General features: G+C 34.7%; 16 protein-coding genes and 3 pseudogenes. 10 read left to right on the forward strand and 9 right to left on the reverse strand.

The annotated features are described in order from the left end of the window. The first annotated feature begins 21 nt into the window (after positions 1–21). Positions 22–1003, forward strand: a pseudogene (locus B9N79_RS23100) (aldo/keto reductase). A gap of 177 nt (positions 1004–1180) precedes the next feature. Here B9N79_RS23100 and B9N79_RS23105 read toward each other — a convergent pair. Next, positions 1181–1408, reverse strand: a pseudogene (locus B9N79_RS23105) (hypothetical protein); the annotation flags it as partial. Between the two features lie 10 nt (positions 1409–1418). Here B9N79_RS23105 and B9N79_RS23110 point away from each other — a divergent pair. Further along, positions 1419–2249 carry an STAS domain-containing protein gene (locus B9N79_RS23110; protein ID WP_085119038.1) on the forward strand — a complete coding sequence of 277 codons (831 nt, stop codon included), beginning with the start codon at positions 1419–1421 and terminating at the stop codon, positions 2247–2249. 131 nt (positions 2250–2380) lie between these two features. On the opposite strand, the gene B9N79_RS23115 is transcribed toward B9N79_RS23110, so the two are convergent. Further along, the gene (locus B9N79_RS23115; RefSeq protein ID WP_085119041.1) at positions 2381–2830 is read right to left on the reverse strand and encodes a hypothetical protein; all 450 of its coding nucleotides are present in this window, start codon (positions 2828–2830) and stop codon (positions 2381–2383) included. Positions 2831–3231: 401 nt separating this feature from the next. On the opposite strand from B9N79_RS23115, the gene B9N79_RS23120 reads away from it, so the two are divergent. Beyond that, positions 3232–4299, forward strand: a complete 1068-nt coding sequence (locus tag B9N79_RS23120) for a sulfite oxidase (protein ID WP_040060059.1) — start codon at positions 3232–3234, stop codon at positions 4297–4299. Positions 4300–4631: 332 nt separating this feature from the next. Continuing rightward, positions 4632–5120, forward strand: coding sequence for a pyridoxamine 5'-phosphate oxidase family protein (locus B9N79_RS23125; protein ID WP_040060058.1), 489 nt, complete (start codon positions 4632–4634; stop codon positions 5118–5120). 223 nt (positions 5121–5343) lie between these two features. Here B9N79_RS23125 and B9N79_RS23130 read toward each other — a convergent pair whose 3' ends face one another. Next, on the reverse strand, positions 5344–6642 hold the full coding sequence (locus tag B9N79_RS23130; RefSeq protein WP_040060056.1) for a CitMHS family transporter: 1299 nt from the start codon (positions 6640–6642) through the stop codon (positions 5344–5346). 631 nt (positions 6643–7273) lie between these two features. After that, positions 7274–8125: a MurR/RpiR family transcriptional regulator gene (locus B9N79_RS23135; protein WP_040060055.1), complete on the reverse strand. Its 852-nt coding sequence runs from the start codon at positions 8123–8125 to the stop codon at positions 7274–7276. A 479-nt stretch (positions 8126–8604) separates the two neighbouring features. On the opposite strand from B9N79_RS23135, the gene B9N79_RS23140 reads away from it, so the two are divergent. From B9N79_RS23140 to B9N79_RS23155, 4 genes are all read left to right on the forward strand, one after another. Continuing rightward, entirely contained in the window at positions 8605–9285 is a 681-nt protein-coding gene (locus B9N79_RS23140; RefSeq protein WP_040060053.1) for an S-adenosylmethionine--2-demethylmenaquinone methyltransferase, read from the forward strand. A 20-nt stretch (positions 9286–9305) separates the two neighbouring features. Beyond that, a complete protein-coding gene (locus B9N79_RS23145) occupies positions 9306–10211 on the forward strand; it encodes a DUF1932 domain-containing protein (RefSeq protein WP_085119043.1) in 906 nt (301 codons plus the stop codon). Positions 10212–10263: 52 nt separating this feature from the next. Then, a complete protein-coding gene (locus B9N79_RS23150; RefSeq protein ID WP_085119045.1) occupies positions 10264–11376 on the forward strand; it encodes an amidohydrolase family protein in 1113 nt (370 codons plus the stop codon). A gap of 63 nt (positions 11377–11439) precedes the next feature. Next, a complete protein-coding gene (locus B9N79_RS23155; RefSeq protein WP_085119048.1) occupies positions 11440–12663 on the forward strand; it encodes an MFS transporter in 1224 nt (407 codons plus the stop codon). Positions 12664–12926: 263 nt separating this feature from the next. On the opposite strand, the gene B9N79_RS23160 is transcribed toward B9N79_RS23155, so the two are convergent. The 3 genes from B9N79_RS23160 to B9N79_RS23170 form a co-directional block, all read right to left on the reverse strand. Beyond that, positions 12927–13487 (reverse strand): cysteine dioxygenase, encoded by a 561-nt coding sequence (locus B9N79_RS23160; RefSeq protein WP_040060050.1) that lies wholly within the window; start codon positions 13485–13487, stop codon positions 12927–12929. Positions 13488–13537: 50 nt separating this feature from the next. Further along, positions 13538–14467 (reverse strand): DMT family transporter, encoded by a 930-nt coding sequence (locus B9N79_RS23165; protein ID WP_085119051.1) that lies wholly within the window; start codon positions 14465–14467, stop codon positions 13538–13540. A 1151-nt stretch (positions 14468–15618) separates the two neighbouring features. Then, complete coding sequence (locus B9N79_RS23170; protein WP_085119053.1) at positions 15619–16128, reverse strand: GNAT family N-acetyltransferase; 510 nt, start codon at positions 16126–16128, stop codon at positions 15619–15621. 191 nt (positions 16129–16319) lie between these two features. Here B9N79_RS23170 and B9N79_RS26630 point away from each other — a divergent pair. Together B9N79_RS26630 and B9N79_RS26290 are read left to right on the forward strand one after the other, a co-directional pair. Next, positions 16320–16442, forward strand: a pseudogene (locus B9N79_RS26630) (NADPH dehydrogenase); the annotation flags it as partial. A gap of 208 nt (positions 16443–16650) precedes the next feature. Further along, positions 16651–16809, forward strand: coding sequence for a hypothetical protein (locus B9N79_RS26290; protein ID WP_019392548.1), 159 nt, complete (start codon positions 16651–16653; stop codon positions 16807–16809). A 301-nt stretch (positions 16810–17110) separates the two neighbouring features. On the opposite strand, the gene B9N79_RS23175 is transcribed toward B9N79_RS26290, so the two are convergent. Then, complete coding sequence (locus B9N79_RS23175; protein ID WP_040060046.1) at positions 17111–17308, reverse strand: IDEAL domain-containing protein; 198 nt, start codon at positions 17306–17308, stop codon at positions 17111–17113. A 332-nt stretch (positions 17309–17640) separates the two neighbouring features. Next, positions 17641–18732, reverse strand: a complete 1092-nt coding sequence (locus B9N79_RS23180) for a YsnF/AvaK domain-containing protein (protein WP_085119056.1) — start codon at positions 18730–18732, stop codon at positions 17641–17643. Positions 18733–19119 lie beyond the last annotated feature (387 nt).

Consider the following 19119-nt stretch of genomic DNA (forward strand, 5'->3'; position numbering starts at 1 on the left):
AAGAAAGTGAGGCGTAAACCAATGGAATATGTGAAACTTGGAAATACAGGATTGGATGTATCTAAGTTTTGTCTTGGTTGTATGAGTTTTGGTGATGCAGAAAAATGGATTCATCAATGGGTACTTAATGAAGAACAAAGTCGCTCTATTATTAAAAAAAGCACTTGATCTCGGAATAAATTTTTTTGATACGGCGAATGTGTATTCAATGGGAACTAGCGAGGAGTTTCTTGGACGAGCTCTAAATGATTATGCCAATCGTGATGAAGTGGTCATTGCAACTAAGGTACACCAAAAAATGCATGAAGGACCTAATGGCGCTGGTCTTTCTCGAAAAGCCATCATGAGCGAAATCGATAAGAGTCTAAAACGTCTTGGAACCGATTATGTAGACCTTTATATTATCCACCGTTGGGATTACAATACGCCAATTGAAGAAACAATGGAAGCATTACATGACATTGTGAAGGCCGGGAAAGCCAGATACATTGGTGCTTCCGCCATGTACGCATGGCAGTTTCAAAAGGCGTTACATGTAGCAGAGAAAAATGGATGGACAAGGTTTGTCTCTATGCAGAATCATTTAAATCTTTTATACCGTGAAGAGGAAAGAGAAATGTTGCCCCTTTGTAGGGAAGAAAAAATCGGGGTGACTCCGTACAGTCCACTTGCATCAGGGAGATTAACTCGTGATTGGTCCGAAACCACACAACGTTCTGAAACCGACCAAGTTCAAAAATCTAAATATGATGCAACGGCTGATGCTGACCGATTAGTTGTAGAGCGAGTCGCAGCAATCGCGGAAAAACGTGGTGTTCCTCGTATTCATATTGCTCTGGCTTGGCTATTACAAAAAGAACCCGTAACTGCTCCGATTATCGGTGCGACGAAAATTTCCCATATCGAAGGTGCTGTAGATTCTTTATCCGTTAAGTTAACCCCTGAAGAAATTGCCTTTCTCGAAGATCCATACGTACCACATCCAATCGTAGGTCATAATTAATTGTGTTCCGATAGTATGGAGAAAAACCTAATTTTCTATAACAGGAAGATTAGGTTTTTCTTCTATCTCTCTGAGCACCCTATGTCTTGAAAAAAACTATCAACAATTCTTTAGTTTACATAAAATAAATTTGAGGAAGTAAAAACCCTACTCCATCAAGTGAGATTTTTCATACTATATTAAAGACTTCCCAGCAATTCCTGCTTCTGTTTCATAACCAAGATGTGGGTTAACAGCTGTAATAGTTCCAACACTTTTCTCCATATATTCCGTCATACGATTTTCGTTTGCTTGAATCCCTTTTAAGTAAAGGTCGGTAAATGAACGGAAACCCTTGTTCATCATACTAGTAAAAGTTTCTCTTTTACGCAAAAGGGGAAAGAGAACGTTAGATATCAATAAAGGAGAACGTTCTATGGATGAAATGACGAAAAAACTACATGACTTTTTACTACAACATATCAATGAAATGTCTCAAGAATGGCTAGACTCGCGAGAAGTAGAAGAGAATTCTATTTATACAGCTGATGCTTCCTCAGAGACAACCGAATATCTTCGAGAACAGAATCAATATTTTATCTGTACAATTGCAAAAGTTCTTACCGGAAAATCACTAGAAAATCTTAATGATTGGGCACAGAAAGTTGCAACAAATAGGGCTCAGAGAGGTGATCCCCTTTATCAGAGTATCAAACATTTTAAAAAGTTTCGTTTAATTTTTTTAAAACAAATTGAATCCTTTTTCTACCTTTATCCGTCTAGCATTACATATGAAGATCTTTTTTTATGGAATAAGTTAGTGAATGAAGCATTTGACCGAACGATAGAACTATTTACGGTTTATTATGAACAAGTTTCAGATGCACAATCTAATGCTCAAAAAATGCTGATTTCTAAGCTTAGTACCCCTGTTATTAGTATTTCCGATACAGTAGGAGTGCTCCCACTCATTGGTCAGATTAATGATTATAAGAACAGTAACTTTGCGGAGAAAGTTATGTTGCAAGCAAAAGAGCTCAATCTGTCTTGCTTAATCATGGACTTATCAGGTGTATCTTTCATTGATACCATGATGACCAATGAATTGTTCCAAGTTATCAAGATGTTGGACTTACTTGGAATTGAGACAACCATTACAGGTATTCGCCCAGAAATTTCCTTAACAGCTGTTCAATTAGGGATAGATATGAGCACATTGAAAACTTATGGAAAGCTAAAAGATGCAGTAGATAAACTTTTACATTAGTTAATAGGTTCATAACTTTTTATAGCATAACTCTATCCCGAATATTAAAGGGAATTTTGTTATTTCCCACACCATATCCATATTTAGTTAACTTAATGTTGCTTCCAGGAAGTAAAAAAGAGCGAATTCGTTCATTGGCAACGAGCTTGCTCTTTTTTATCTTCTTTCTCTTCTTTCTCAATTACCTTACCCCATATATAGAGACTGAACAAAAAAATGTATGTAAAGATACAAAAAGTTAGTTCCGAAGAAAATGAATTAAACTTAGCAAGATTATAATGTTCCATACTCCATTTCATATAAAGTAAGAATAACATAAATTCGAGTATATGTAGCAAAAAGAGAGGTAACTTAGTTTTTTTAAAAAAATGTTTAATAATAGGCTCAGATACAAGGCTAATTGGTACTAATATGATAAGAGCTACCATTGAATTAATTGCTATTAGCAAGGATGATAAAGGACTTTCATATTTGAAATTTAACACAAAACTTGTTAAATATTGAGCGCCCATAATCATTCCAAAAACCATAAGTAAAGACAATATCAATACTACAGTTATTAAAAATACATCCTTTTTCATCCTTTTTATTTCTCTCCTTTTTGTTTAATACTATGCACTTATATTTTACATTTTAAAAGATAGAGAGGTTCCGTTATTGTATTTCTTACAATACTTTCACATTAAATTGATTGTTATTTTACTTTAAATGATAAAAAACATGTTCGTGACAGTAAAAAAGAGCAAATTCGTTCAGTAGCAACGAGTTGGTGCTTTTTCTTTTCAGTTATATATATTTACGGGTATTTGTTTATTATCTACAGAAAAACTTAATTGTTAATATAAAACTCATACTGCTACATGTTGATTCCTTATATTAATAAAGAGTGATGTTTTACTTTAAAAAAGTATTAGATTGTGGAATCGTTTCTTATAGTTTACATAGGATTACATAGCAACTTCTTTTTAAAGGAGGTATTCATATGAGAAATTCTGATTTCCAAAAATTAAGACCTTACCTAATTACAAAAACGTTAGTTCCTGAAAACCAAGAAACGCCTATTCATCTTGTTCCTGATGATATTATAAGTGATAAACTATTTTATAGAAGGAATCATTTTCCTTATCCAAACTTTACATCATCCTTTTATTTTCTCCCAATAGAGGGACAAGTGCATACTTCTAAAGTTTTTTCTTTACAGGAGATTTACTCCATGCCAGCAAAAACAATAAAAGTGGTCTTAGAATGTTCTGGTAATAAGCGAGAATTATTTAAACCAAAAGTGTATGGGGAGCAATGGGAAAAGGGAGCAATAAGTCAAGGCATTTGGAGAGGAGTATCTTTGAAAACTCTACTGCAGTACACAGGATTGCTTGATAATGTAAAAGAAATTGTTTTTGAGGGTTATGATAATGGTCAAAGACCTGATTCCAACAAATTATATAATTTCTCTAGAAGTTTACCGATAGAAAAAGCTCTTGATCCAAATACCATTATTGCTTATGAATATAACAGTCATCCCATATCTTTCAAACATGGATTTCCCCTAAGATTAATTGTCCCCGGATGGTATGCAATGGCTTCTGTAAAATGGATTAAAAAAATTATTGTAATTGATAAGGAATTTAAAGGTCCTTTTCAAGATGTTGATTACGTTTACTATCCAAACCAAGAAAACGACAATGGAAAAGTTCCCGTAACTACTATTAACGTTAACTCAACAATCCAATATCCATTTAATATGCAATTATTGCATTCGGGAGTTTATGAAATAAAGGGGATTGCCTGGACAGGTGAAGGACAAATTACAATGGTAGAAATCAGTATTGATGGAGGTCAAACTTGGAATGAATGTAAACTAACCTCTTCAGCTGAGAAACATTCATGGGTTCGTTGGAATTATAAATGGAATGCATTAAAAAAAGGCGAATACACGATAAAATCAAAAGCTACTGATTCTAAGGGAAATATTCAACCATTAGAACCAATTTGGAACAGAAAGGGCTATGGTTACAATGCTATAGACCATATTAAAGTTAAAATCGAATAATATTCAATTTTAGGTAGTTCCTTATTATAAACAAAGTTAAAAGACTGATGCCAATCGGGACCGACCCCATGCTGAGCAAAGGGTTTTTTTTATTACAGAAAGTAAGAAAGCGCAAGCCCGTTTAATAACAACGAGTTTGCGTTTTTTTCGCTTATATATATTTTTACGGACAATCGTAATATATATCTGAATTTTATGAATTATATAAAAAGAAACTTCATCTGTTAGTGAAGAAGAGGTATGTTTAGAGTTCATTTAGTAATCCGCTACACCTGAATAAAAGTTGGTGTAAAGGGTAGTATACCTCTATAAACATTAATGAGGTGATGGAAATGTCTAACATGATGAAACAAGAAGAAGTAGAAACATTAAGAGAGTTAATTAAAGACATAGACACGGCCATGCTGACTACGGTAACTGAAGAAGGGCTTGTTTCTCGGCCTATGAAAACACAGGAAGTAGAGTTTGATGGGGACTTATGGTTTTTTACTAAAAAAGAGACTAATAAATATGAAGAAATTTTACATGATCAAGATGTTAATGTGACTTATGCAGGTAAATCCTATGTTTCTGTACGTGGAAGAGCAGAAATTGTTGATGATTTAGACAAGAAAAAGGAATTGTGGAGCAAAGCATATGAAAAAATTATGCAAACTTCTTATGATAATCCTAATGTTGTCTTGATAAAGGTAAAAGCTGAAGCAGCCGAATATTGGGAAACGGGTAATTTCACGAAGAAAATTGTCTTTTTCTATAAACGCATAACAGGGCAAAGTTCTAAATCGACAGATGTTAATGAAACGATTGAATTGAATAAATAATAGCAAAAATGGATTGGATTGTTATAGGACAATCTATGTTGTTATGTTGATCCCTTTGCAGCTATAAGTTTAGAATTTAAATATAATTTTAGTTTATGTAAAACATGTTCCAGGTAGTAAAAAGCGCAAACCCGTTCCATAACAACGAGTTTGCGCTTTTTATATTCTGCTTAGATGTAATTTTAAGAACGTTTCCAATCATTATCATTTTTCTATAAATAGATTAAATGGATAATACTCCAAACAGAACTGCAACAATAATCATAACTAATGCTGTTCCGACTGCATACTTGGCCGTAAAGCGAATATGGTCTCCTATATCAATACCAAGCAGCCCCATTAATACGTAAATAGAACCTTGTAATGGACTTAATAAGTGCAATGGTTGTCCTAATAGGGAAGCTTGCCCTATTTCTAGTGGCTGGATGCCAAAATGAGCAGCTGTTTCAGCCATAATTGGAATAATCCCAAAATAAAATGGAGCGTTTGCCATGAAAAAGGTAAATGGCATACTTATCAGTCCAACAATTACTGTTAACTTTGGTCCAAGAGCATCTGGTATAACAGCGATTAAAGTATCTGCCATAGCCTTAACAATTCCAGTTCCATCTATAATTCCAGTAAATATACCAGCTGCAAATATCATAGAAACAACAGTTAGTATATTTCCCGCATGAGCGTGTAAACGATCCTTTTGATCCTGCAAATTTGGATAATTTACAATCATTACAATAGCAAACCCAATCATAAATAGAGCTGGTAAAGGTAAAAGTCCCATAACTAGAGCTGTTAGTATTAAAATAGTTAAAATTAAATTAAACCAAAATAGTTTAGGACGCTTTATTGATGCATCCATACCCATATCAATATCGGCAGCAATTTCTTTACTAAATGCTGTATCAATAGTTACAACTCCTAGTCTCTTACGTTCACGGCGCCCAAGAAAATAAGAAACTGCCAAAACCCATAGCGTTCCTGCAATCATAGAAGGAATAAGTGGTAGAAGTAAATCTGTTACATCTGCTTTTACCGCCGCCGTAGCTTGTACAGCAGGTCCCCCCCATGGAGTTAGGTTCATAACCCCCATTGCCAATGCAGGCATACAGGCTAGAATAAGTTTATTCATACCTAGTCGATTGTATAGTGGAAGAAATGCAGTTACTACAATTAAATATGTAATGGTACCATCCCCATCCAGAGCTACTATTAAGGATAGGACTGCAGTACCCACTACAATTTTCAAAGGGTCACCGCCCACCACTTTTATGACTTTCGCTACTAGTGGGTCAAATAAACCTGTATCAATCAATACACCAAAATAAAGAATGGCGAAGATAATCATAATTGCCGTTGGAGCAATGGTTTCAAGGCCTTTCATCATCATTGGTCCCAAATCAGTAAATCCAGCAATTAGGGCAAAAATAACTGGTACCACTGTAAGCGCACTGAATGCGGACAAACGCTTACTCATAATTAAATACATAAAAACTACAATCATTGAAAATCCTAGAAATGTTAGCATACTATACCCCCTCTATATTTTCCCATATCATTCCCTGGCATTTAACTATAAATAAATATTAATAGCTAAACAGTAATAGGTTCACATTTGTAAACCCTTACAAAAAATAAAATTATCTATATCTTCCCTTTACCTGCACTGATTTATTGATGCTATTCATAAAAAAGGTCTCTTTTTTCATTTTTAATGAATCCCTCCTTTACTTAAAATATGGTGTTCTTACTTGGAATAAAAATATTCAAGATAACGTTTTCATAACTATGTAAGTCAAAATATCTTAAATCCTAGAATTCATAAATTTATAGTCACTTTATAGGCTCTCAGGAATGCAGGAGTAAGATATCTTCCGGATGATATCTAAAAAAGCAACCATTTTAGAAAGCTAATTAATTTCATCAATAAAAACAATAATAAAGTAATAATTATTACTTTATTATTTAATGTTGTAATAATTTTGACTATTTAAATGTATACTACCATGGTTACTTGTTAAAAGTAAATATTTTTTTAAATTGGCATTGAATGAGATAGAGTAAGATATTAACCAAAACAAATAAAAAGGTGATAGTGGTATGAGGTATCGAATTAACTTGCCAATTCAATATTTCATATCCCTATCACCTTTATAAATTTAATCCGTATAATGATAGTTTATTTGTGTAAGAATGGAATTAATTTCATCAAGACGATCTTTTGTCTTTTCTGGGTAGTTTATAGCTATAGAACTTATCAGATAATCGGCTACAAGCATAGATGCTACTGGAGAATTATGAAAAGCAATACTAGTAGAACTACAAGGTAGTACTAAGTTTGAGTACTCAACTAAAGGAGAAGAATAACTGTCAGTAATTGAAATGACCTGAGCACCATTATTTTTAGCAGCTATTGCAAATTCAACAGTTCTTCTAGCGTATCTTGGGAAAGAAGTTGCAATCACTAAATCTTTAGAAGTTAAAGTAATGCCTTTATCAACCCAATCACTTAAATCGGATACAATTAATTCGCAGTTTCCCAGTAAACGATTAAGCCCAAAAGATAGATGTTGTGCTACTGGTAAACCACTCCTTACGCTCGTGCAAAATATTCGATCTGCAGAAATAATCATCTCTAGAGCTGTATTTAAACTCTCTGTGGAAATCATTTCTACCGTGGATTGAATGTTATTAAATTGATTTTCTGCACAGCGCATCCATAAATCACTATCATCTAAATCTTTTAAATTTGTCTCTAATCGGATTTGAGGAGCAGCATTATTACGTAAAAGCTCTTGAAGACCTTTTTGAAACTCTGTATATCCGGAGTAACCTAGACTAAACGTTAATCTCATTATGGTAGTGGTGCTGGTTTTTACAGTTAAGGCCAATTGATCAACTGTTAAGAAGGCTACATCTACAGGATTTTTAAGAATATAGTCTGCAACTCTTCGCTGGGTTTCTGTTAGTTGTGAGATGTTATTTTTTAATTTTAAGAGTGGATTTTCCATATATTCGCTCCAATTGAACAGATTATATTGTAAATTTTACATTTTTAAATTATTGAAGAATATTTATTACAATATTTAATTGAATTTTATCATGCTAATTTTTTTATGTAAAAAAAAATCTCCTTAAATGATAAGGTTTACAATACAATTTCGCCTCCTCTTCTATTCAATAATAAGGTTTACTTTATTAAGTATTAGTGATAATATACATCTATATTGTTAGTAATAAATATTACTATATTTAAACTTGTTGTAATTTTTATTACTTTAATACTTCATTTTATAAGAATCTTCTTTTATTTTTTTAGTCTAAAAGCAAAGCAATAAAGTTATGAAGGGATAGTGGATTACATCAATAATTTTATTAAATTAACCAGTTTTGAAAGCGTTATCTTTGGGGCGTGTAAACAAAACATAATCTTTGAGAATTATATCTAATTAATCGTTTAACTACCAAAATAGAAAAGGAGTGTATAAAAGTGAGTAAATTAGCACCACTATTATCTAAGGATATTATCGAGAGAGCAGAATCTCTTAACACGACTCTTATATCGGATGCGATGGGATGTACAGGTTCTATGGATTACAAAATAAAGCCGGTAGCATCAGGTATGAAGGTAGTTGGAACTGCTCTAACTGTAAGTTTGAGACCTGGAGATAATTTATTTCTTCACCAGGCAATCTATGATGGAAAAGAAGGGTATGTTTTGGTTGCGGATGGAAAGGGACACACTACAAATGCCTATCTTGGTGAATTGATGGCAGGAGCAGCGAAGGCCATGGGAATTGAAGGAATTATTATTGATGGATTAGTTCGTGATAAGGAGACACTTAGTGAATCAGACTTCCCTATCTTTGCAAAAGGGTTTATTCCTAATGGTCCCCTAAAAGACGGTCCAGGAGAACTTCATAAGCCTATTTCTTGTGGGGGAGTCTCCGTTGTTCCTGGAGATTTAATTATTGGCGATGATGATGGAGTTGTGGTAGTTCCAAAAGACAAAATTGAAGAGGTTCTTTCCAAAGCAGAGAAAAAACTAGATTACGAGAAAACACGTCTAGAAAATATTGCAGCCTATGAAAAAGCACGTACGGAAGGTAGACCTGGAGGAAACATTCAACCTCATTGGCTAAGAGAACAAATGAAAGCGTATGGATTATAAGAAAAGGGGAGAATTTCACAATGAAATTAGGTTTTATTGGGTTTGGGGAGGCAGCTTTTGAATTATCAATCGGATTAAAACAAGAGGGGTTAGAAACTATTTGTGCTCATGATGTCATGTTAGATCACCCTACTTTTGGTCCGCAAATTAAGGAACGAGCTAAACAAGCACAAGTGGAACTGGAATATACACCCGAATCGTTATTAATGAGAGAAGATCTGGCGATGCTAATTGTCGCTGTGCCAGCAAATAAAGCATACGAAGTCAGCGATTCTTTAAAACCTTATCTGAGAAAAGAACTCATTTATATTGATGTATCTGCATCAACGCCAGATATAAAAAGAAAAATTAGCAATAGCCTCAAGGAGAAAGGTGTTAGCTTCGTCGATGCATCTATGATGGGACCTCTACCAGTTTATAAGCATAAAGTCCCGATTCTAGCAAGTGGTGAGGGTACAGATGCATTTATTGATATCATGTCTCGATATGGAATGGATATTTCAAAAGTAAGTGAAAAGCCTGGAGATGCATCGGCAGTTAAGTTGATTCGTAGTATTTTTATGAAAGGGCTACCTGCTCTTTTGGTTGAAATGTTAGAAGCAGCGCACAAGTTTGGCGTAGAAAATCTGGTGATTAGTTCTATAAGTGAGACAATGAATTCGAAGATTTTTGAGGAGACTATGAATCGTTTAGTTACAGGAACTTCAATTCATGCACTAAGAAGATCCATAGAATTAGAAGGTTCCATAGAAATGCTAGAGTCCTCAAATTTAAGTTCTTTGATGTCAAATGCAGCAAAAGATAAGCTTCAGCTATTAGCAGAATTGAATCTAAAAGAAAAGTTTCAAGGAAAGACCCCAGAAAATTGGTTGGATGTAATCACGGCATTTGAGGATACAAATAAAAAGAGTTCAAATATTTCATAGAGAGCACAGTTTATATACTTGGCAGACTAACATTGAGTGGAGTGATTATATCTTGGGAACATGGCGTTTACATGGTGGTTTAATTTGGAAGGGAGACACTTTTAAAGAAAACAATTATCTGGATATAGATGTAACTAATGCAGAGGATCGAGAAATTCATCTATCTGCATCCCATTTATTAGTCCCAGGTTTAATTGATTTTCATTGTCACATTTGGGCACCAGGTGCTCCTGTTGCTGTAACTGATACCGAATATATTTCCTCAGGAGTGGTGGCATCTGTTGATGCAGGAACATTTGGATATGAAGGGTGGGAAAATGCAGACCGATTATGGCAGAATAGTCAAATGGAGATTCGCTCTTGGCTTTCAGTCCTTCCCGAAGGTCTTACCATCCACCCAAACCCGAATCCAACAAAGCCTGAAAACATATCACTAGAGCGTTTAGTAGAAACCGCGTCCAATGCAGGAGATCGACTATATGGTTTTAAAGTTCGATTAGGTCAAGTGGATGCAAAAACAGATCGAGCATTATTGAACATTGCACGTGCTGCTGCAGAAAAAAGTGGCTTAAAAGTAATGGTTCATCTAACGGGTTCCGAACTATCCATTGACGAAGTTGTAGAAATTTTACGACCTGGTGATGTATTAACACACCCTTATCACGGTCAAAAAGGCCATGTTTTGGATGAGTATGGAAAAGTATCTACTTCTTTTAAAGATGCGGTTGAAAAAGGTTTATTGTTAGACGTTGGTCAGGGTAGCAAACATTTCGCTTGGAAAGTATTTCAGCAGGCAGCCCTAACAGAGGGAATCAAGCCCCACTTCATTAGCTCGGATATTGTAAGAAATACATGGAAGAAACCACCGGTTAGTGATATGAGTTATATCATCTCGAGATTTATTGCAGGTGGGCTTTCAAGGGATGAGGTTTTTGCCTCTGTACTAAATACCACAAGCCGATTTATGAATCTGAAGTTTGACTATGTAAACCATGTCCTTGTTTTGCAGGCAGATCATTCTGAAGTTCAATATTCGGATTCAGAAGGAGACATTATTACTGGTCATATCCAATACAATCCGAGTATCCATATCAATCATGGAAGGGTAATTTTTGCGCCCAGTTCAAAGGAGGATTGTATTCGAAAAACGCTAAAAATAAAGTAGTTTTTAGCGTTTTGTTTATAAAGATAAAATTGGTTGCAAAACAGTAATGGGGATGGGTAAATAATGAGAAATAAATGGATTATCTTATTATTATTATGGCTCACTTATATGGTATCCTATCTAGATCGTGTAAATATATCTACAGCAGGACCATTGATGATGAAAGATCTTAATATGGATGCTGATAGTTTTGGTTGGATTCTAGCAGCGTTTACATTAGGGTATGGATTAATGCAAATACCTGGAGGAATGCTTGCTGATCGTTTTGGAGCAAAAAAAGTGATGATTTTTGGAGTGATTTGGTGGTCCATTTTTACAGGATTATCTGGAATGGTTGCATCAGTTGGTATGTTAATTGCTATGCGAGCATTATTTGGGGCCGGTGAAGCATTAGGAACAGGGTCTCAGTGGAAGATGCTTGGTCAATTTTTTCAGGGATCAGACCGAAACCTAGCATCAAGTCTGTATAATACAGCCATTCCGTTAGGTCCGGCTCTTTGTGCTCCACTCTCCGTATGGATTATGGGAAAAGTAGGATGGCAGGGTCTATTCTATTGGTTTACGGTCCCTGGAATTGTAATAGCTATCTTATTGTATTGGTTTTTACCAAATGACTCTAGAGAAGATAGTCCAAGTGCAGGGAAATCAGGTAAGAAAGAGAAACGTTTTGCACTAAAGGATATTGTTAAATATCCCAGCAGTTGGCTTATCTTCACCGCCTATTTAACAAAAAGCGTCGCAGCATGGGGTCTCTTGGGTTGGATCCCCACCTATCTGAACACAAGTCGAAATATTGACTTTAAGGATTTAGGTTTGGCATCTTCAATACCCTATATCTTAGGATTTTTTGGTTTGTTGTTTTTTGGTTGGTTGGGTAACCGGGTCAAACACCGTGCTTCTCTTATAGGGGTAATTTATTTATTAGCAGGTGTAGGTTTATATTTCGCTTTTAGTGCGGAGACAACTAACGGCAGTATAATGTATTTATCTATTGCATCCTTCTTTATATTTGGTGCGTACGGACCATTTTGGGGACTCACTCTTGATTTATTTCCAAGTGAGATTCACGGAACTCTTAGTGGATTTACCAATTTTGGCGGGCAGATTGGTGGGTTTGTATCCCCTTTGGTAGTTGGTTATCTGGTGAAATCAACAGGATCATTTAATTACGGGTTTTTATTCATGATTGTCACCCTAATTGTTGCGTCAATTGCTCTATTTGGACTCGACTATCTGAAAATAAAAGCGAACAAAAACAGAGGTTTCCCGGAACAAAAATTTGTATAGGTATACGATAGGTTCAACTTATACCTAGGAAATCTGCTTTATAACCTCGCTAATCAAGTTTTTTAGATTGAAATTATAAAAAAAGAAGGCCTTATGCGCCTTCTTTTTTTATACAGTATATAATCCTAATTTGTATGATGTTGATTATAGACACCTTTCCATTCTTTCTTTAGAAAAGTAATATTCGTGTGTTCGAAACCTAGAGATTAACTGTAAGATTATCCAGGTTTCTAAATGAGAAACAATCCGAGGAACAACAAACATCATTCTCTCTTCTTTAATTGAATCTCTTTCACCTTTTGACTTAGATGATCTGGCCACCATGCTCCACAATCATCCGATACAACGCAAGCAGCACATGCTTCTAAATCATAAACCATCATCCCTTTGATTGGTGGAGAATAGAGATGAAGGGTGACGAGATCCGTACCTCCTGCACTATTCATTTTATGCACCCCTTTTTGGGGAGCGAAGAAAATCTTTCCTTCTTCCTGATACTGAGAAAACAACTCTTCTGGAAGCTGGTTTTCTTTCACTTCGTAAACCGTATTTATAGTTATACCATTCACTACTTGAATCCAGCCGTATGAATGACCATGATCGTGAGGAGCACACTCTATTCCCGACCAATTCATAACAAGTAATTCTACTTCGTCATTTTGATAGAGAAGCTTTCGATAGTAGGGTTTGTCCTCGGCTGACTGCAATAGTGGCTTTAATTCATCAAAATTTATATCCAAAGCCAAAAGCGCCTCTCGTAATTCAAATCGAGTAGGTGAATTTAATTCATCTAAAATATGCTTTGCCTGTTCAATTAAAGTCATACAACGATTCCCTCCTTATGAGTAGGGCGATTTTGATGGTTTCGATATGGTTATGAATCCTTGTTTCTCCATGGTAAGGAATTTAAAAAAGTGAATAGTCGTCCATTAACTAAAATGACTCCCATTATAATTATGATGCCTCCTAATATGCTTATGGGAATAATCTTTTCTTGTAATAGTAGAATAGCTGTTATCAATGTCGCGACTGGTTCCAAATATAGGAACACAGAAACCTGGGACGCCTCTAACACCTCTAATGCTTTTGCCCAGTACCAATAAGCAACACCTGATACAAATACACCGAGGAATAACAAATGAGCCCACTCCACATCTGTTAAAAGAGGCATGATCTCCCATCCTTTATTCCTTATGAGAAACGGGGTCGTTAGAGCAAATCCTAACAAACACATATAAAATGTAATAACAAGAGAGGGAAGTTGGATATGCAATCTTTTTAATAGTACAGAATAGATCGCCCAGTTTAGTGTACTTAAAATCATTAACAGGTAACCAATGTTGATTGGGAACTGAAAAGACTGCTGACTGCCAGAAGTGGTCACCAGAAGAACTCCAATGATAGCTACAATCATCCCTGCTGCTTTTAATACGGTCATCTTTTCATGTAGAAAGAGTACTGAAAGAATGACCGTAAATACAGGGGAAAACGAAATGATCCACCCTGCTGCGGAGGCATCTATTGTTAGAAGAGCCGTTGCCTGAATAACTTGGTGAACGAATACTCCAAGAATGCCTAACACAATCAGATGAGGAATATATGTGAATGGAATCTTTAATGGATATCGCTTCAACACTAATAATACCAATAAAAAAAGTGCTCCAATTCCGAACCGAATAACAAGGAGTGTATATGGATCAAGTTTATCCAAAACAGCTTTGGTAGAGACAAAGGAAATCCCCCAAAAACTAATAGACATCGTTGCATATAACGAGGCAGCAAATTTAGCCCTTGACGCAATCATAAGCCCATTTTTCCTTTCAACAATATGATTATCTTCTACTAATATATGCATTTTCTAAAAGAAAATGAGAAAAAATTCATTCCAACCAACTAAAAGATAAATGCCAAATTCACACCTATATTTTGTATAAATAAATTTTTTACTAAAAGGAATTTATATAAAACATTTTCGAGGTAGTAAAAAAGCACAAATCCATTGTTAACCAACGGGTTTGTGCTTTTTTCTTTTTTATCTCACTTCTCCCAGTGTCAATGGTTCATTAATTAGTATAAAGGATTGGGCTAGCTGAATTTGAACCAACCTTACCCTATAGAAATTGGAGAATTAAAGAAAAAAAGTGTCTGTGAGCATCTAATTAAGTAAAATAAAATATTGGGATAATAGGGTTGAAATCTGTGTCTATAGCTAAATCTATCCTTTCAGAAATAGAAGCAACGCATATGATTAAAAAGAATTAAATTTATCAAGAGATAAGGCCTGTGTAGGTACCCTCTCACAGTTAGTAAAATAAGGCCAAATCAGGTTGATAATGTTCCAACATGAATCGATTTTGCATACTGATCACATTCTTCTTTAGAATGCCAGTGTCGGTATGTCCAAGGTTTAGAGATTACCTGGAGGTATCTTGAAGTTTTTGCACCAGAACTACGAAAGAGAACAATGTATACAAATAAATGACTTCAAGAATACATGAAGTATTCTTTTTTAAAGTATTTATAAATATTTTCATATTTATCATTCCTTTCCTTTGTCATTTATAACAGCATACTAACCATTTTATATAACATCTTCCCTTTTGTTAGATTACCTTTCATCATTTATTTTTTAATCTCTTTATTTACAGAAATGAGAGAGGTGAACGTCTTTCGAGGACCCAAATTCAAAAAACAGGATATATTCCATCACTATCTAGTCAGAAGTAGATAGCCAATCTTACTTCACTACTCAGATTTTAAAAGTGAGTAAACACAACTACATAGAAAAAGAGAAGGTTAAAACCTTCTCTTTTTCTACAGCATCTATGATTAAACTTTCTCAAATAATAGTCATACCAATAGCAAAGACCGACCAGTATCTTATAAAGTACGGTTCTTTTGTATTTCTGTATATAAGATATGAAGTGTTACGACTACTCGTAAGTATTGATATGGTTATAAATCAATAGATAGTCGATACGCTTTTACAATAATCCCGTCATTGGCAGGTTGAAAGTCAAATTGTGGCATTCGTATAAAGCCCATACGCTCATACAGTCGCATAGCCGTTTTCATAAATTCTCCGGTGTGTAAGCCAATATACTTTGAATTACTTATCTTTGCTCGAAGAATACATTCTTTTATCAATAACTCAGCAATACCTTTTCCTCGTGAATGTGGTGTGACAGCAAGCATTCTTATTTCAGGATAATCTAACATATCAACAAGGCCTTCATAAGCATCTGATTTTGCAGGGAACAAAGCAACACTACCTACTATTTCCCCATCTACTGCGGCAACTAAATGTTCAACATTGATTTGTTCATCAGCATCTGACGATATGGCTTTTCTAAGAGCATTCCAATGTGTTTCTGGAATGATTTGTGCATGTTCTTCATATGCTTTCACTCTTTGTTCTCGAATCATGTCTCTTTCATGATCTAAAGCCTTACGAATTTTTACCATTTAACTAATCTCTCCTCTTATCTCTTTATACTTTTTACTATAAATCTGCATGTTGATTAATCCAATTATTAAATATAATTGTCAGCGAGAGACTGAGTAAAATATAAAATCAACAATCTCATTTTATAACTGATTTCTTCTAAGAATACTCTAACAAAATGTTATTTTATCAAGAGTTAATTTGTAAAGCTCTAACGAATAAACGAGAAGGTGAGTATGGAGAAGATTTAACCAAATTTGTTAGGGGAATTATTGAATTTGCTAACTCTGAAATTCCTGAGGGCATGCCGTTAAGGAGGCGTATTTCTGCTAAATAATCTATAGAAGGAGGATATGGAATTGAAGAAAGCGTTGAAAATTTAGTTAGTACAATGTGTATACTTGATCTCAAGGTAATATTAATAACGATCTTTCGCATTATCCCCCTTTACTTTAAGTGAAATTTGCTGAAATACTTGGCATATACCGAGTGTTTCTTTGTAAATAATAAGATTGATAAACAATAACCTGAGGAGGACTTGTATGCAACAGGATCAACAAGCTAAAGAGAATTTTAATTCTATTATGAAACCAGAATTTTCTGGAACTGATGCACAAAAAGTAAAACAAGAAATTGAAAAAGATGTAAGCGAAGGACAAGGAGCAATGACATCCCGAGAAGCAGGATCAATGCGTGATTAAAAAACCACTATGAGTGATTTTTTGTTTCAAGATTAAACGCTTTGCATTTCCCATTTGGATTTAATAGAGATGCTGTAAATTTAACTAATGTATTCCCTATATGTAGAAACCCTTTGTTAATGCTAAACAAAGGGTTTCTCTTTTATTTGCTATATAAAGGTTAGTTAAGTTTTACTTATTCTTAATCTAGACTTTAGATAATGACGACAGATACTGATTCGTAGTTGAAGTCCTTATTTTTTAGATATGAAGTGATATTTTATTTAAAGAGTCTTTTATATAATAATAGGGTAGGCTCTTATCAAGAAACAGATTGAAGTTCTTCTGTTAAACGTAAAAAAGTTTCTTTATCTTTATTTTTTAATGATTGGTCAATTTCTGCAAGGATCTTCCCTTTTTTGAAATCCTTCATAACTTGATTCAAAAATAATTCAGCCATTACCTCGTCATGTATATTTATTTCAACTTGGTTTGTTTCATTAAACACGTTATTTTCCACCCAACGTCAACCCCTTTATCTTTTCTTCTTTGTAAAAAGTATTTCCCTTTTACACTGTTTTAATACGAGATTGATAGATAAAAATTTAAATGTTATATAGCCTTAAGGCTATAGACAAAGGTTTGTGCTGTATCTTTTCTGTTAAGTAGATTTTTATAAATGGTTAGGAGCTCAATTAATTAGTAAAAATCGAGGGTTTTTATTTGTTGAACAAATGGTGCTTACGATTTGTATGATGAAGGAAAACAAGAAAAAGCTGCCAATAAAGCTGGGCAGCCCTTCTTTAAACTTTCTCAACTATTCTCTTTAGTATATCTGTAGAGGAGCTTTCCTTATTTCTTTTTCTTATTTGTTGAATTCTTATTATTTTCCTCTTTTTCAGAAGCAGTAATATCTGTATCTTTGACTTGATTATCTGGTTTCTGATCGTCTATTGAGTCTGCAACCTTTTCAAGCTCTTCGATAACAGGGGAAGTTTTCACTTTAAGGTGGGCTTCTCTTTTCTTGTTGTTGGTTGAAAGTGTAACCTTTTCCTCTTTTGGAGCCTTAGGAGCAAGTGCAGTAGCAGCTTCTTGCTGACTTTGGTCTACGGACTTAGCCACGTTTTGATACATTTCAGAGTCAGCAAGTTCGGGAACCGCGGTAGATTCTGATTGTTCAACTCGCGCTTCTTCCTTTCGGATAGTATCTTTCATCTCTTTAATCTCTTGAATTTTACGCTTGCCGATAATCACTTCTTCCACAACTACAGGTCTTTTGGTTACTTCAATTCGTTCCTCCATAATCGGAATACGAATGATCTCATTCTCTGTCAATGGGCTGCCATCGTGCTGACCGTCTACGACTGGGCGGCGTTCTACATAGGCTTCCTCACGGATAACTGGAACTTGGATAGTTCTTTGTTCTTCTACAATTTCCTTACGAAGTTGTACTCCCCCAGTCTGAACAAGTTCTTTCCTTACATCAAGTTGTTCTTCGCGAAGTTGCACTGCCTTATGCTCCTCTGTCTCATATGGAGCCTCCCTAACCGTGGTATATGAAGGAATTGTTTGAGTTTTATCCACATCAATTAAGACAAGGATTTTCCCTTGATCTACATCCGTTTCACACTGTTTCGCGGTAAAATCTTGAATGCCCATTCTAACAAGTTTTGAAGTTAGACCCCCAGCCTGTGTTTTAGTCATTCCACCTGTCATCATGGTAAGAAAGCTGTCCATCATGACACCTGCCAACGAACTTATAGCCGGTGTGCCGGCCTCTATCATTACATCAGTTTCGGCTCTTAACCGCAGAGTATTATACCTATCCTTTGCTACTACTATTATATCTGTCTCACGATACCCTTGACGTTTTAACCCCTTAATTGCATGTATTACTTCTTGCTCCGAATAAAAGGTACCCACAACTCGTTTTCTTATGCCCATTATCCCATCCCCTTAAAATTTAATTAAACGCAAACTATCACTTACATTTAATTCCACTTTCTTTATGTATATTATGTACCCAGCAGTTTTTTATTTAAAACCCGATAAGAGTGACTGTGTATATAATACCTAAATTCTAAAAGGTAGAAGAATAAGGGTTTTTGAAAATGGTTTAAATTACGGAAATACCTTTATCACATATTTATTTCTAGTAAGAATAAATGATAAAATTTATTTTTTAATAAATAAGGTTTTGATTTTACATATATAATATACATACTAAAAAAGAAAAAACTCCTAGCGCTTTTATAAAATAGGAGTCTTTTCTTTGAGGAGGATAATTGTTCTTTTTATTTATCAAAAAACATGGATTTATGAAGTGTTTTT

The sequence above is a fragment of the Priestia filamentosa genome, from assembly GCF_900177535.1.
Classification (GTDB): domain Bacteria; phylum Bacillota; class Bacilli; order Bacillales; family Bacillaceae_H; genus Bacillus_I; species Bacillus_I filamentosa.